This is a genomic window from Janthinobacterium sp. (genome assembly GCF_009923995.1).
In the GTDB taxonomy this organism is placed as follows: domain Bacteria; phylum Pseudomonadota; class Gammaproteobacteria; order Burkholderiales; family Burkholderiaceae_D; genus Janthinobacterium.
The window spans coordinates 69439-82573 of sequence record NZ_RFSK01000013.1 but is presented as its reverse complement, the minus strand read 5'-3'; the positions used below and the strand labels follow the sequence as shown (position 1 = coordinate 82573).

General features: G+C 64.8%; 14 protein-coding genes. 5 read left to right on the top strand and 9 right to left on the bottom strand.

Annotated elements, in window-relative coordinates:
- Positions 1 to 36: 36 nt before the first annotated feature.
- Together EBS11_RS09375 and EBS11_RS09370 are read left to right on the top strand one after the other, a co-directional pair.
- Positions 37 to 369: a hypothetical protein gene (locus EBS11_RS09375; protein WP_290602244.1), complete on the top strand. Its 333-nt coding sequence runs from the start codon at positions 37 to 39 to the stop codon at positions 367 to 369.
- Positions 370 to 423: 54 nt separating this feature from the next.
- The gene (locus EBS11_RS09370; RefSeq protein WP_290602243.1) at positions 424 to 690 is read left to right on the top strand and encodes a hypothetical protein; all 267 of its coding nucleotides are present in this window, start codon (positions 424 to 426) and stop codon (positions 688 to 690) included.
- A gap of 62 nt (positions 691 to 752) precedes the next feature.
- On the opposite strand, the gene EBS11_RS09365 is transcribed toward EBS11_RS09370, so the two are convergent.
- The 6 genes from EBS11_RS09365 to EBS11_RS09340 all read right to left on the bottom strand — a co-directional run bounded on the left by EBS11_RS09365 (position 753) and on the right by EBS11_RS09340 (position 8775).
- Complete coding sequence (locus EBS11_RS09365; protein WP_290602242.1) at positions 753 to 1310, bottom strand: fasciclin domain-containing protein; 558 nt, start codon at positions 1308 to 1310, stop codon at positions 753 to 755.
- A gap of 173 nt (positions 1311 to 1483) precedes the next feature.
- Entirely contained in the window at positions 1484 to 2926 is a 1443-nt protein-coding gene (locus tag EBS11_RS09360) for an efflux transporter outer membrane subunit (RefSeq protein ID WP_290602282.1), read from the bottom strand.
- A 50-nt stretch (positions 2927 to 2976) separates the two neighbouring features.
- Entirely contained in the window at positions 2977 to 6177 is a 3201-nt protein-coding gene (locus EBS11_RS09355; RefSeq protein ID WP_290602240.1) for an efflux RND transporter permease subunit, read from the bottom strand.
- Between the two features lie 2 nt (positions 6178 to 6179).
- Complete coding sequence (locus tag EBS11_RS09350) at positions 6180 to 7424, bottom strand: efflux RND transporter periplasmic adaptor subunit (protein WP_290602239.1); 1245 nt, start codon at positions 7422 to 7424, stop codon at positions 6180 to 6182.
- Between the two features lie 284 nt (positions 7425 to 7708).
- Entirely contained in the window at positions 7709 to 8569 is an 861-nt protein-coding gene (locus EBS11_RS09345) for an alpha/beta hydrolase (RefSeq protein WP_290602238.1), read from the bottom strand.
- On the bottom strand, positions 8566 to 8775 hold the full coding sequence (locus tag EBS11_RS09340; RefSeq protein ID WP_290602237.1) for a hypothetical protein: 210 nt from the start codon (positions 8773 to 8775) through the stop codon (positions 8566 to 8568). Before EBS11_RS09340 ends, EBS11_RS09345 begins: the two co-directional genes overlap by 4 nt.
- Before the next feature lie 148 nt (positions 8776 to 8923).
- On the opposite strand from EBS11_RS09340, the gene EBS11_RS09335 reads away from it, so the two are divergent.
- From EBS11_RS09335 to EBS11_RS09325, 3 genes are read left to right on the top strand one after another with little or no spacing between them, the layout of a single operon-like run.
- Positions 8924 to 9886 carry a LysR family transcriptional regulator gene (locus EBS11_RS09335; RefSeq protein ID WP_290602236.1) on the top strand — a complete coding sequence of 321 codons (963 nt, stop codon included), beginning with the start codon at positions 8924 to 8926 and terminating at the stop codon, positions 9884 to 9886.
- Positions 9883 to 10854, top strand: a complete 972-nt coding sequence (locus tag EBS11_RS09330; protein ID WP_290602235.1) for a D-2-hydroxyacid dehydrogenase — start codon at positions 9883 to 9885, stop codon at positions 10852 to 10854. Before EBS11_RS09335 ends, EBS11_RS09330 begins: the two co-directional genes overlap by 4 nt.
- Positions 10851 to 11306: a hypothetical protein gene (locus EBS11_RS09325; protein ID WP_290602234.1), complete on the top strand. Its 456-nt coding sequence runs from the start codon at positions 10851 to 10853 to the stop codon at positions 11304 to 11306. The genes EBS11_RS09330 and EBS11_RS09325 overlap by 4 nt, the downstream gene beginning before the upstream one ends.
- A 3-nt stretch (positions 11307 to 11309) precedes the next feature.
- Here the strand turns inward: EBS11_RS09325 and EBS11_RS09320 are convergent, their stop codons facing one another.
- From EBS11_RS09320 to EBS11_RS09310, 3 genes are all read right to left on the bottom strand, one after another.
- On the bottom strand, positions 11310 to 11813 hold the full coding sequence (locus tag EBS11_RS09320; protein WP_290602233.1) for a DUF1993 domain-containing protein: 504 nt from the start codon (positions 11811 to 11813) through the stop codon (positions 11310 to 11312).
- A 145-nt stretch (positions 11814 to 11958) separates the two neighbouring features.
- Positions 11959 to 12498 (bottom strand): GNAT family protein, encoded by a 540-nt coding sequence (locus EBS11_RS09315; protein WP_290602232.1) that lies wholly within the window; start codon positions 12496 to 12498, stop codon positions 11959 to 11961.
- The gene (locus tag EBS11_RS09310; RefSeq protein ID WP_290602231.1) at positions 12485 to 13081 is read right to left on the bottom strand and encodes a GNAT family N-acetyltransferase; all 597 of its coding nucleotides are present in this window, start codon (positions 13079 to 13081) and stop codon (positions 12485 to 12487) included. Before EBS11_RS09310 ends, EBS11_RS09315 begins: the two co-directional genes overlap by 14 nt.
- Positions 13082 to 13135 lie beyond the last annotated feature (54 nt).

Below are 13135 nucleotides of genomic sequence, written 5' to 3'. Positions count from 1 at the left end.
AGACACACCAGACAAACCACCACTGAGGACTGCACCATGAAAAAAGTTATCGCAACCCTGATCGCCGGCCTGTTCGCAACCGCTGCCTTTGCTCAAACGCCGGCAGCTCCAGCGGCCTCGGTTCCCGCCAAAGTGGAAGCGGCCCACACCAAGGCCGTCGTGAAAGCGGACGCCAAGGAAGCGCAAACGGCCGTGAAAGCGGACGCGAAAGAAGCCAAGGCTGTCGTCGCCGCGAAAACGGAAGTCGCCAGCGCGAAAACGGAAGCCGCCGCCACCAAGGCCAAGGCCCACCACACGGCGAAAAAAACCAAGGCCAAGGCAGATGCGAAACTGGCGTCGGCCACCGCTGAAGCGGCTCCAGCCAAGTAATCCAGTCCGTCAGTACCCGAATTTACCAGTCACTTCACCTTATAGGATTTCATCATGAAAAAAGTTATCGCTACCCTGATCGCCAGCCTGTTCGCCACCGCCGCTTTCGCCCAGGCGCCAGCCGCTCCTGCCGCACCGGCAGCTCCTGCCGCCGCCGTCGCGCCGGCAGCCAAGGCTGAAGCACCAGCCGCGCCAGCCGCCGTCAAGCCTGCCGCGCACAAGAAAGCCAAGCATCACAAGGCGAAGAAGGCAGCACCGGCAACGCCAGCAGCTCCAGCCGCAGCGGCAGCTTCCGCGCCAGCAGCAGCGCCAGCCAAGTAAGCGGCGCCGCGCAGGCAAAAAAGACAGGGGCTTCCCTGTCTTTTTTTTCGCCCGCTGTTGCCTTATTTCGGCATCAGCACCGTGTCAATGACATTGATCACGCCATTCGATTGATATACGTCATAGGTGCTGATGTTGGCGCTATTGCCGCTTTCATCCATGACCACGATGTTATGCATGCCGTTCATGGCGAACATCAGCTTGCCGCCGCTGGCCGTGGGCAGGGTCGCCCTGCCGTCATGCATGCGGATTTCCTTCGCCAGGGCCTTGAAGTCGTAGGTGCCGGGCACGACGTGGTAGGTAAGGATTTTCGTCAGGGTGGCCTTGTTTTCCGGTTTCACCAGGGTGTCGACGGTGCCGGCTGGCAACTTGCCGAAGGCCGCATTCGTCGGCGCAAACACGGTAAACGGGCCCTTGCCTTTCAGGGTGTCGACCAGGCCGGCCGCCTTGACGGCGGCGACCAGGGTCGTGTGGTCGGCCGAATTGACGGCGTTGTCGACGATGTCCTTGCTGGGATACATGCTCTGGCCGCCCACCATGGTGCTCATGTCGGCGGCGAAGGGAGCGCTGGCGGCCAGCATGGACGTGACAAACAGTGCTGCGGGAAAAAAGGTGCGCATGATGGTATCTCCTGGATGACTGCGTTTGCGTGATTGCAGGAGTATTTACGCGGCCTTTGCGCAAACGGATTCAACGCGTTGAAAACAAAAAAACGGCGCAGTGCAATCGCACGGCGCCGTTTTGACGATGTTCCTTGCCGCGGGCCGGGAATGCCGGCCCGCGGTGCCGGAAATCAGTTGGCCGCCACCTGCGGCTCCGTCTCGCCCCAGCCGCCGCCCAGGGCGCGGATCAGCGCCACCGTGGTGACGGCGCGGTTGCCGCGCAACTGCACGGCATTGCGCTCGATGGTCGCCAGGTTACGCTGCGCGTCGAGCAGATCGAGATAGCTGGAACGGCCCGCGTCGTACAGCTTCTGCGCCAGGTCGGCCGAACGGCGCGCCGAGACAACGGCTTCGTCGATCTGCTGCGTCTGGCCCGACAGGATGCGCAGGCCGGCCAGGTTGTCTTCCACCTCGGCGAAGGCCACCAGCACGCTCTGGCGATACGTCGCCACCGACTCTTCCAGCTGCGCTTCGCTGCGCGTCACAGCAGCCTTGTTGCGGCCGCCATCTATGATGGGCATCGACATCAGGGCGCCCAGCAGCCAGGAACGGCTGCTCCACTTGAAGATGTCCGAGAAGGTGTCGGACGCGCCGCCGCCGGAGGCGTTCAGCGTCAGCGCCGGGAACATGGCCGATTTGGCCACGCCGATGCGCGCATTCGACGCTTCCATGGTGCGCTGCGCCGATGCGATGTCGGGACGGCGCTCCAGCAATGACGACGGCATGCCGGCCGGGATCACGGGCAGGAAGGCGCTGTCTTCCAGCGGATTGGCCGCCGCCGTGAAACTGGCGGCAGGTTTGCCCAGCAGGACGGCCAGCGCATGCTCGCCGGTGGCGCGCTGGCGCTGCAGGCCGATGGCTTCGGCGCGCGCCGTCGACAGCTCCGTGCGGGCACGGGACAGGTCGAATTCGCCGATATCGCCCAGGTCATAGCGGCGCTGGTTCACGTGCACGCTTTCTTCGCGCAGGCGCACCGTCTGGGCCAGGGTCGCCAGTTCGGCGTCCGTGGCGCGCAGCTGGAAGTAGGTCTGCGCCACATCCGCCTGCAGGGACAGCAGCACGGAACGGTAGGTCGCTTCCACGGCCAGCGCATCGCTGCGCGAGGCGCTCACGTTCGAAGCCACCCTGCCGAACAGGTCCACTTCATAGCTGGCCGTCAGGTTGGCCTGGTAGACGTTGCCGGCGGCGACCGGCGCGCCGTTCGGCAAACCCAGCGAGATGGCGGAGGCGCGGTTGCGCTGCGCGCCCACGTTCACGCCCACTTGCGGGATGCGGTCCGCTTCGGCGATGCCGGCAATCGCCCTCGCCTGCCTGACGCGGGCGGCGGCCACGGCCAGGTTGGCATTGGCCTGCGTGGCTTCGCCGATCAGGCTTGTGAGAGCCGGATCATTGAAGGCCAGCCACCACTCACCGCGCGCCTGGCGCTCGGCGGGCACGCCCTGCTTCCAGCGCGTGCCGTCGGCTGCCGTCTGCACGGCAGGCGCTTGCGCTTCCTTGAACGCCGTGGGCGTCTCGATCTGCGGCTGCTTGAACTCGGGCGCCGCGCAGGCGGCCAGCAGCACGGCCGCTGCCATGGCCGTCAAGGCCGTGCGCAGGACGGTGACCCGTGTAGTTGCGTTGGTTTTCAATATATATCTCCTTCCAGGTCCAGCGCTGGCGCGGCGACAGGCTTGGCGGCAGCGGCGGCTGGTTTTTTCTCAAAACGCTGCGCCAGGGTGCGCAGCAGTACATAGAACACGGGCGTCAGGAACAGGCCGAAGAAGGTCACGCCCAGCATGCCGGCGAACACCGCCACGCCCATGGCATGGCGCATTTCCGAACCGGCCCCGTGCGAGAACACGAGAGGCACCACGCCCATGATGAAGGCGATCGACGTCATCAAAATCGGACGCAGGCGCAGACGGCATGCTTCCAGCGCCGCTTGCACGACGCTGCGGCCATGGTCTTCCAGTTCGCGGGCAAATTCCACGATCAGGATGGCATTCTTCGACGCCAGCCCCACCAGCACGAACAGCGCGATCTGCGTGAACACATTGTTGTCGCCACCGGTCAATTTGACGCCGAGCAGCGCGCACAGGATGGACATCGGCACGATCAGGATCACGGCCAGCGGCAGGGTCCAGCTTTCGTACTGGGCGGCGAGCACGAGGAACACCAGCAGCACGCACAGCGGGAAGACATAGATCATCGTATTGCCGGACAAGATGTCCTGGTAGGTCAGCTCCGTCCATTCAAACGAAATCCCCTGCGGCAGCACTTCCTTGGCGATGCGTTCCAGCGCGGCTTGCGCCTGGCCGCTCGACACGCCAGGGGCGGCGCCGCCGTTGAAATCGGCCGCGGAATAGGCGTTGTAGCGCTGGACGCGGTCCGGACCATAGGTATCCTTGACGCGCATCAACGACGACAGCGGGATCATTTCGCCTTTGTCATTGCGCACCTTCAGCTGCGCGATATCCTGGGCATGCGAACGGAACGCGGCATCGGCCTGCACGCGCACCTGGTAGGTGCGGCCAAACTGGTTGAAGTCGTTCACGTACAGCGAACCGAGGTTGATCTGCAAGGTCTGGTAGATGGTTTGCAGCTGCACGCCCATCTGCTTGGCCTTCACGCGGTCGACGTCGGCGAACAGCTGCGGCACGTTGATCTGGTAGCCCGAGAACACGCCCGCCAGTTCCGGCGTCTGGTATGCCTTGGCGGCCAGTGCCTGCGTGGCGTTGTACAGCGCGTCGTAACCGAGGTTGCCGCGGTCTTCGATCATCATCTTGAAGCCGCCGATGGTACCGAGGCCGTTGACGGGCGGTGGCGGGAAGACCATGATGAAGGCGTCCTGGATGCCGCCCAGGCGCTTGTTGATCTCGGCCGCGATGGCGCCGCCCGACAATTCCTTGCTGGTGCGTTCATCGAACGGTTTCAGGGTGGCGAAGACGATGCCCGAGTTCGGCGCATTGGTGAAGTCGTTGATCGACAGGCCAGGGAAGGCGATGGTCGATTCGACGCCTGGCACCGACTTGATCACGTCCGACATGCGGCGCACGACATCTTCCGTGCGGTCCAGCGAGGCGGCGTCGGGCAATTGCGCAAAGCCCACCAGGTACTGCTTGTCCTGGCCCGGCACGAAACCGGCCGGCACGGCCTTGAAGGTGAAGATGGCGGCGACGACCAGCAGCGCATACACGCCCAGCGAAGCGCTCTTGCGGCCCAGCACGCCCTTCACGCCCGCTTCATAGCGGTGCGAAGCGCGGCCGAAGAAGCGGTTGAACCAGGCGAAGAAGCGGCCGAAGACCTTGTCCATGCCGCGCGTCAGCGCGTCTTTCGGCGCATCGTGCGGTTTCAGCAGGGCGGCCGACAGGGCTGGCGCCAGGGTCAGCGAGCTGAATGCCGAGATCACGGTCGAAATGGCGATCGTCAGCGCGAACTGGCGATAGAACTCGCCGGACAAACCTGGCACGAAGGCGATCGGCACGAACACGGCGCACAGCACCAGGGCGATGGCGACGATGGGACCGCTCACCTCTTTCATGGCCTGGATGGTGGCGTCGCGCGGCGACAAGCCTTCCTCGATATTGCGCTCGACGTTTTCCACCACCACGATGGCATCATCGACGACGATACCGATGGCCAGCACGAGGCCGAACAGCGACAGGGTGTTGATCGAGAAGCCAAAGCCCAGCATCACGGCAAAGGTGCCCACGATGGAGACGGGAACGGCCAGCAGCGGGATGATGGAGGCGCGCCAGGTTTGCAGGAAGATGATCACCACCAGCACCACCAGGGCGATCGCCTCGAGCAGTGTATGGATCACGGCTTCGATGGACGAGCGCACGAACTGCGTCGGGTCATATTCGATGCGGTATTCCACGCCTTGCGGGAAGTCCTTTTTCAGTTCTTCCATCTTGGCGCGCACGTCGGACGACAATTGCAGCGCGTTGGCATTCGGCGCTTCGAAAACACCCATGCCGACGGCCGGATTGTTGTTCAGCAGCGAACGCAGCGAGTAGCTGTTGGCGCCCATTTCCACGCGCGCCACGTCCTTCAGGTGCGTGACGGCGCCGTCGGCATTGGTGCGCACGATGATGGCGCCGAATTCCTCCGGCGTCTGCAGACGGCCCTGGGTATTGACGGTCAGCTGGAAGTCCGAGTTCTTCGCCGGCGACGCGCCGATGACACCTGCAGCCACCTGCACGTTCTGCTCGCGGATGGCGTCGACGACGTCATTGGCCGTCATGCCACGCGCCGCTACCTTTTGCGGGTCGAGCCAGATGCGCATGGCGTAGTCGCCCGCGCCGAAGATCTGGATGTCGCCCATGCCGGGCAGACGGGCCAGCTGGTCCTTGACGTTCAGCACGGCGTAGTTACGCAGATACATGTCGTCATAGCGCTTGTTCGGCGAAACCAGGTGCACCACCATGGTCAGGTTGGGCGACGATTTGACCGTCGTCACGCCGATCTGGCGCACTTCCTCGGGCAGACGCGGCAAGGCGCGCTGCACGCGGTTCTGCACCTGCGTCTCGGCCTGCTCGACGTTGGTGCCGATCTTGAAGGTCACGGTCAGCATCATCGCGCCATCGGAGGTGTTTTGCGAGGACATGTAGAGCATGTTCTCGACGCCGTTGATCTGCTCCTCGAGCGGCGCAGCCACGGTTTCGGCGATCACTTTCGGGTTGGCGCCCGGGTATTGCGCGCGCACCACCACGGACGGCGGCACGACGTCGGGATATTCGGAGATGGGCAGGCCGAAAATCGACAGCAGCCCGGCCACGAATATGACGATCGACAGCACCGCCGCGAAAATCGGCTTGTCGATGAAAAAGCGGGAAAAATTCATGTTTATTCCTTGGAAGTCGATGCCGCTTTGGCGGCGATCTTGGCGTCTTTTACTTCAGGTTTGGCTGGGGCGACCGGCGCCGTCGGGTCGAAGTCCATGGCCACCATCTGCGGCGTGACGGGCGCGCCGGGGCGCACGCGCTGCAAGCCGTTGACGACCACTTTTTCGCCCGCCTTCAAGCCTTCGCGCACCACGCGCAGGCCGTCCGAATTCGGGCCCAGCTTGACGGCGCGGTATTCGGCCTTGTTATCGGCACCCACCACGTAGACGTATTTGCGGCTCTGGTCCGTGCCGACGGCGCGGTCGGAGATCAGCAGCGCCGTGCTTTGCGCGTGCGGGCCATTGCCGCCGTCGAGCTGGACGCGAGCGAACAGGCCCGGCACCAGCTGGCGGTCCGTGTTGGCGAAGGTGGCGCGCATGCGCACGCTGCCCGTGGCCGGATCGAGCTGGTTGTCGACGAATTCCAGCTTGCCTTCATGCGGGAAGCCCGTTTCGTTGGCCAGGCCCACCTTGACGGTGACGGGCGTGCCCTTTTGCGCCGTGCCGGCCACGCGCAGGTAGGTATCTTCATCGCCGTCGAAGCTGGCGTAAATGCGGTCCGTCGACACCACGGACGTGAGGATGGCGGACGCGTCGATCAGGTTGCCGACGGTGATTTCCGCCTTGCTGACACGGCCGCTGATCGGCGCCTGCACCTGCGTGTACGACAGGTTCAGCCTGGCCGCTTCATAGGCCGCCTGCGCCGAACGGACGTTGGCGTCCAGCTCTTTCAGGCCCGACGCCTTTTCATCGAATTCGCGCTGGGCGATGGCTTTTTCGGCCAGCAGCTTTTCAGCGCGCGACAGTTCCAGCTTGGCCAGTTCCGCCTTGGCGCGGGCGGATGCGGCCGTGCCTTCGGCGCGCGACACTTCGGCCTGGAACGGACGCGGATCGATGACGAACAGCACGTCGCCTTTCTTGACTTCGCTGCCCGGCTTGAAGTTGACGGCCGTGATGAAGCCGCCGACCCGCGAGCGGATTTCCACGCGCTCGATCGCTTCCAGGCGGCCCGAGAATTCCTGCGTTTCCGTGATCTGTCTTTCCACCACGGCAGCCGCCGAGATGGGGGGGCCGCCGGCGGCGGGCGCGTCGGGCACCTTGCTATTGGCCGAATCGCAGCCGGCCAGGCTCACGGCTACCAGTCCTGCCAGCGCCAGCGAGGCAGCCAGGGGCTTGAGCAGAGTGGAAAATTGTTGAACGTTTTTCATTTTATTTCCCTGTTTTATGAAAATTTCTAATGGTATGGGCGGCAGGAAGCAACCCAGCTTAAAAAGTGAATGGTGGTGCCATGGCGCCCGACGGCGCTCGATCAAAGGTAAACAGGCCGCCTGCGGGATAAAAGCAGACGGGGACGACGAAGCCGGCTGTGCGAATGCACAACGCAGACAGAAAGGGAGTTACAATGAGAATCTACACTCGACAGTGTAACAACCAAAACTCGAAAAGTAAACTGGTTGGTGTAAGTTTTTTTGCAGTGCCGCAAATGGCGGCTTTATGACTCGGGTTCCTGCCCCAGTCCGGCGACGAAACTGCTAATTTCGCTCAATACCTGCACCTTGCACGCACACTCGTTGCGGGCGCTGGCGTCCTGCAGCGGCGCGGCGGCCATGCGCCGCACGGTGGTCTTGATGCCGCAGGCGATCAATTTGCTGCCGTATTGTTCAGCCTCGTCGCGCAATGGGTCGTCTTCGCTGGACAGGATGAGCGCCGGCGGCAGGTTCTTCAGGCGGCTCGACTGCAATGGCGACGCGTACGGGTGGCTGCGGTCGGCGGCATTCGGCAGGTAGCCGCGGTAGGCGGCGGCGCACTGGTCGGCCACTTCCGCCAGGTCCGGGCAGCTCGGCAAGGTACGCATCGAGCACGTCGACAGGCCGGGATCGAGCATGGGCATGATCAGCACCTGGCCCGCGAGGGGCGGTCCGCCCCGGTCGCGCGACATCATGGCGCATACGGCGGCCAGGTTGGCGCCGGCTTCGATGCCCGACACCACCATCTGCCTGCCCGTCCAGCCCAGCTTGGACTTGTTCTTCTTCGCCCACAGCAGCACGGCATGCGCATCTTCCACGGCGGCGGGGAAAGGCCGCACCTTCGCCAGCGTGTAGTTCGCGGCCAGCACCACGTGGTCGGGGTTGCTCAGCACGAGACAGCGCAGGAAGTCGTCCGCGTCGTCCAGGTCGCCGTCGACAAAGCCGCCGCCATGGAAGAAGACCATCAGGTTCGGCTGCCTGGCGCCCGGCACGCCGGCCGTGTAGACGCGCGCGCCCAGCGCATCCTGCGCGCCCTGCACCTGGATGTCGCGGATCTTCAGCGCCTGGCCAGGTGCCAGTTCGGCTGCGGCGTCGGCAAACGTCATTGCGCCACCACGGGCTGCACGGCAGCATCGAGCACCGCATCGTTCAGGCACAGCAGGGTGCCGCCCACTTCATGGGTCAGGGCGCTATAACCGCTGGCTTCGCTTTGCGCCGCCAGTGAATACGCATCCGTCGATACCATCGCGGCCAGAGCCAGTACACTCGCTACCAGGGCGAATACTGCAAAGTTTCCATTCCGATGACCCATGATTTTTCTCCTGTGAACTTCCTGCGGCAATCAGATTTATGCTGCAGTACAACAACTATAGACTTGATCTACAATCTGATAAAGAGTGCAATGACGAATTGATTGTTCAGGATTCTGAATAATCGCGCTGAAAGTGATAGGAATTCAAGTGAACAAGCTGCAAGCCATGGAAGTTTTCATCCAAGTCGTCGATGCGGGCGGCTTTACGCGCGCGGCGGAAAACATGCAGCTGCCGAAAGCCACCGTCTCGACCCTGATCCAGTCGCTGGAAACGAGCTTGTCGGTTAAATTGCTCAACCGCACCACGCGCCACGTCAGCATCACGTCCGACGGCGCCGCGTATTACGAACGCTGCGTGCGCATCCTGTCGGACGTACGCGAAGCGGAGGAATCGCTGTCGCGCACCCGCCTGAGCCCCAGCGGACGGCTGCGCGTGGACGCGCCCACGGCCCTGGCCAGCGAACTGATCATCCCTGCCCTGCCCGACTTCTTTGCCCGCTACCCGGACATCTCGCTGGAGCTGGGCTGCAGCGACCGCCCCGTCGACCTGATCGAGGAAGGCGTGGACTGCGCCGTGCGCGGCGGCGAACTGGGCGATCTGAACCTGATCGCGCGCCGGGTCGGCGTGCTGCATTTCATGACCTGCGCCGCGCCCGGCTACCTGGCGCGGCACGGCACGCCGCTGCACCCGAACGACCTGGCGCAGCACCGGGGCGTGAATTTCTTCTCCGCCAAGACGGGCAAGACCTTCGACTGGGATTTCACGCGCGCGGGCGAGCGCATCCAGATCGCCATGCCCAGCCATATCGCCCTGAACGACTCGAACGCCTACACGGCCGCAGGCCTGGCGGGCCTGGGCATCGTGCAAATGACGCATTTCATGCTTGCGCCCCTCATAGAACAGGGCAAAATGGTGGAATTGCTGGGCGAATGGGAATCCGACCCCCTGCCCATCCACGTGATCTATCCGCCCAACCGCCACCTGTCCGCCAAGGTGCGTGTGTTTGTCGAATGGGTCGCCGACATGTTTACCAACCACCCGGCCACGCAGCTGAAGGGCAAGAGCAGCCTGCCCAGCGCGCGTGCCACCCTGACCGAGGCCCAGCCATGACCGCAGCAAGCCCATCGCCGCATCGCATCGTCTTTCTCGACCGCGACAGCCTGATCGCCACCGTACGCCCGCCCGCCTTCGCCCACCGCTGGCAGGAATACCCGCACACGCGGGGCAGCGAAGAGACCGTTTCCCGTTTGCAAGGCGCCACCATCGCCATCACGAATAAAGTGCCCCTGCGCGCGGCCGAGCTGGACCAGCTGCCGGACTTGCAAATGATCGCCGTGGCCGCCACCGGCACGGACATCCTCGACCTGGCCGCCTGCCGCGCGCGGGGCATCGTCGTGGCGAATATCCGCGACTACGCGCGCGCCACCGTGCCCGAGCATACGCTGGCCCTGATGCTGGCCCTGCGCCGCCAGCTCATCGCCTACCGCGCGGATGTGGAAGCGGGCCTGTGGCAGGCGTCCGACCGCTTCTGCCTGTTCGGCCACCCCATCCGCGACCTGGCGGGCAGCCGCCTGGGCCTGCTCGGCTATGGCGCGCTGGGCAAGTCCGTGGCCCACCTGGGGCGCGCCTTCGGCATGCAGGTGATCGTGCACAACCGCTCGCCCATCGCCGAGGAAGATGTGCAGGAAGTGGGCTTCGACGACTTGCTGGCCACGTCCGACGTGCTGAGCCTGCACCTGCCCCTGACGGACAAGACGCGCCACATCATCGGGGAGAAAGAGCTGGCCCGCATGCAGCCCACGTCGCTGCTGATCAACACGGCGCGGGGCGGCCTCGTCGACGAGGCGGCGCTGGCCCGGGCATTGACCGACGGCGTCATCGCCGGCGCCGGCTTCGACGTGCTCTCCAAGGAGCCGCCGCCGCCCGACAACCCGCTGTTGAACTTGCGCTTGCCCAACTTCATCCTCACGCCCCACACGGCCTGGGCCAGCGGCGAAGCCATGCAGAAGCTGGCCGATATCCTCATCGGCAACGTGGAAGCGTTCGAACGGGGAGCGCCGACGAACGTGGTGGCATGAGCGTCCTGCGCGACCTCGATGCACTGCTGCGCGGCGACGACGATGCATACGACCGCCTCGACCTGTTCCTCGAAGCGGACGAGCTGATCGGGCAACTGCAAACGGCCGACGTGCCTGCGCTGCTAACCCTGTGGCAACAGCGCGATCTATCCTGGCAGCGGCGTTTCACGCAAGCGAGCAGCAACATCGACGGCGCCATCCTGCGCGCCCTGCTGGCCGGTTTGCTGCAGATCAAGGAGGCGCCCCACGGCGTGCTGGAACTGATGACGCGCCTGCCGCCCACAGCGGATGCCTCCCCGCTCTGCGAGGCGCTGCTCGATTACGCCGAGCACGCCTGGCATGCGAACCCGGCGCGGCACCGGCAGATCCACATGAGCTGCTGGAGCTGCGGGCTGTCCGGCCGGCTGTTGAAGCGGCTGGGGCTGGCTTCCTGGAAGGATGCGGGGCTGTAGGAACTATGGCGCGGCGGGCCGCTCGAAGCTGAACCCCGGCGCATATGCGTGATAGCCGTCGAAATCGCCCTTGCCGATGGCCGCGCCGGCGCTGCGGGCGATCGCATACGCCATGCCGAAGTGAAAATAGAAATTCGGCAGAATGTACAGATTCAGATACTCGTCGGCGGGCAAGGCGATGTCGGCGAAGCCGGCGCGGTCGCGACAGAGGCGATCGGGCGGCCCGTCAAAGCGCCCGGCGGGGATGGCATGGAGGTAACGCATGGTCTGCGCAAGCTGTTCCTGCAGGCTGGCGGCCGCGCTGAAATCGGGCACGTCCAGTCCCGCCAGCGGGCAGCAGCCGCGCAGGGCGAAGCCCGCCGCCGCGCGCACCTGCTGGGCGAACGGCAGCATGTCCGGGTGCAGCCGCGCCGCCAGCAGTGGCGGCGCAGTGCCGGTCTTGTCGAGCATGGCGGAAAGCTGCGCCAGGGAGCGGCAAAAGACGGTGACGGGGTGGCAGTGCATCATTTCCTGCGGCAAGAGTTAAGAGGACAGGAGTGTGCCACAGCAACGCCACCTCGCGGCCGTCCTGGCGCCGGTGCTTGCCGGCCAATGCCAAGACGACCGCATGCGCCGCCATGGCGCACTTGGTCCTGGCGCCGGGGCAAGCGCTTCATGGAAGCGCGGCGATGCGCGCATACAGCCAGAAATTGCCGGATCTGCCACGGATCTGCCGGTAGCTGCGCAGATAGCCTTCGCGCTGGAAGGCGCAGCGCCCGAGCACGCGGATCGAGCGTGCGTTGCTCTCCAGCACGGTCGCCTGGATACGCAGGAAGCCCAGGTGCCGGAAACCCCAGTCCACGACGGCGTGCACGAGGGCGGTGGCCACGCCCTGCCCCCACACGGCGGGTGCCAGGTCGTAGGCGATTTCCGCCGTGCGATGCTGCGGGGAAATGGCATTGAAGCCGATGGTGCCCACCAGCCGGCCGCCGTCGCGCAGCACGACGGCCAGGCGGATCGACGACGCTGGCAGGGCCGATGCGTAGTCATCGACATTGGCCTGCAAGTCATCGGCGCTGCGCAAGGCCCAGCTCGTGTGCTCCACGACGACGGGATCGGACAAATAGGCGTACCAGGCGGGCACGTCGGCGCGCGCCAGGTGGCGGAGCGTTACCAGCGGGTGCTTGAAAGCGGGCAAGTCAGCGGGCGTCATCGCGCCGCCCAGCCATGGCGTACGCCCCATCCTGGCGCCCCGCTTCCCATTCGCGCCGCAGCAAGCCGTACAGGGCCGAATCGCTGACCTCGCCGCCCACGATCCAGCGTTCCGGCAGATAGCCTTCCTGTTTGAAGCCCTGGCGCTCCAGGGCACTGGCCGAGCCGGCGTTGCGCGGGTCGATGTCCGCTTCCAGCCGGTTCAGGTCGCGCTCGACAAACGCGTACTCGATCAGCGCCGACAGCGCTTCGTGCATATAGCCCTTGCCCCAGTGGGGACGCGCCAGCGCGTAGCCGATCTCGGCGCGGCGGTTCTGGCGGTGCACGGAAAACAGGGTGCAGCTGCCCAGGTACTCCCCCGTCGCCGCCAGTTCGACGGCGAAGCGGAAGAATTCCTCCTGCTCGAAGGCGGCCGCATCCTCGGTGATCTGGCGCGCGGCGCGGCCCGCCTCTTCCCACGGCGGTTCGCTGAAATAGCGCATGACTTCGGGATCGGCATGCATGGCGAACAGGGCGGCTTCGTCGGATGGCTGCGGCTTGCGCAGGATCAGGCGGGCGGTGGTGATGGTCTTGCTGTAGGTCATGACACTCCAGTCTGGCGGCAATCGGGCGACACTGATTATTCCATGCAACTATAA

Bases quoted from the DNA above. Each gene is read 5' to 3' on its own strand.
- EBS11_RS09375 (WP_290602244.1), top strand. From the start codon at position 37: ATGAAAAAAGTTATCGCAACCCTGATCGCCGGCCTGTTCGCAACCGCT.
- EBS11_RS09370 (WP_290602243.1), top strand. From the start codon at position 424: ATGAAAAAAGTTATCGCTACCCTGATCGCCAGCCTGTTCGCCACCGCC.
- EBS11_RS09365 (WP_290602242.1), bottom strand. From the start codon at position 1,310: ATGCGCACCTTTTTTCCCGCAGCACTGTTTGTCACGTCCATGCTGGCC.
- EBS11_RS09360 (WP_290602282.1), bottom strand. From the start codon at position 2,926: ATGGCAGCGGCCGTGCTGCTGGCCGCCTGCGCGGCGCCCGAGTTCAAG.
- EBS11_RS09355 (WP_290602240.1), bottom strand. From the start codon at position 6,177: ATGAATTTTTCCCGCTTTTTCATCGACAAGCCGATTTTCGCGGCGGTG.
- EBS11_RS09350 (WP_290602239.1), bottom strand. From the start codon at position 7,424: ATGAAAAACGTTCAACAATTTTCCACTCTGCTCAAGCCCCTGGCTGCC.
- EBS11_RS09345 (WP_290602238.1), bottom strand. From the start codon at position 8,569: ATGACGTTTGCCGACGCCGCAGCCGAACTGGCACCTGGCCAGGCGCTG.
- EBS11_RS09340 (WP_290602237.1), bottom strand. From the start codon at position 8,775: ATGGGTCATCGGAATGGAAACTTTGCAGTATTCGCCCTGGTAGCGAGT.
- EBS11_RS09330 (WP_290602235.1), top strand. From the start codon at position 9,883: ATGACCGCAGCAAGCCCATCGCCGCATCGCATCGTCTTTCTCGACCGC.
- EBS11_RS09325 (WP_290602234.1), top strand. From the start codon at position 10,851: ATGAGCGTCCTGCGCGACCTCGATGCACTGCTGCGCGGCGACGACGAT.
- EBS11_RS09320 (WP_290602233.1), bottom strand. From the start codon at position 11,813: ATGATGCACTGCCACCCCGTCACCGTCTTTTGCCGCTCCCTGGCGCAG.
- EBS11_RS09315 (WP_290602232.1), bottom strand. From the start codon at position 12,498: ATGACGCCCGCTGACTTGCCCGCTTTCAAGCACCCGCTGGTAACGCTC.
- EBS11_RS09310 (WP_290602231.1), bottom strand. From the start codon at position 13,081: ATGACCTACAGCAAGACCATCACCACCGCCCGCCTGATCCTGCGCAAG.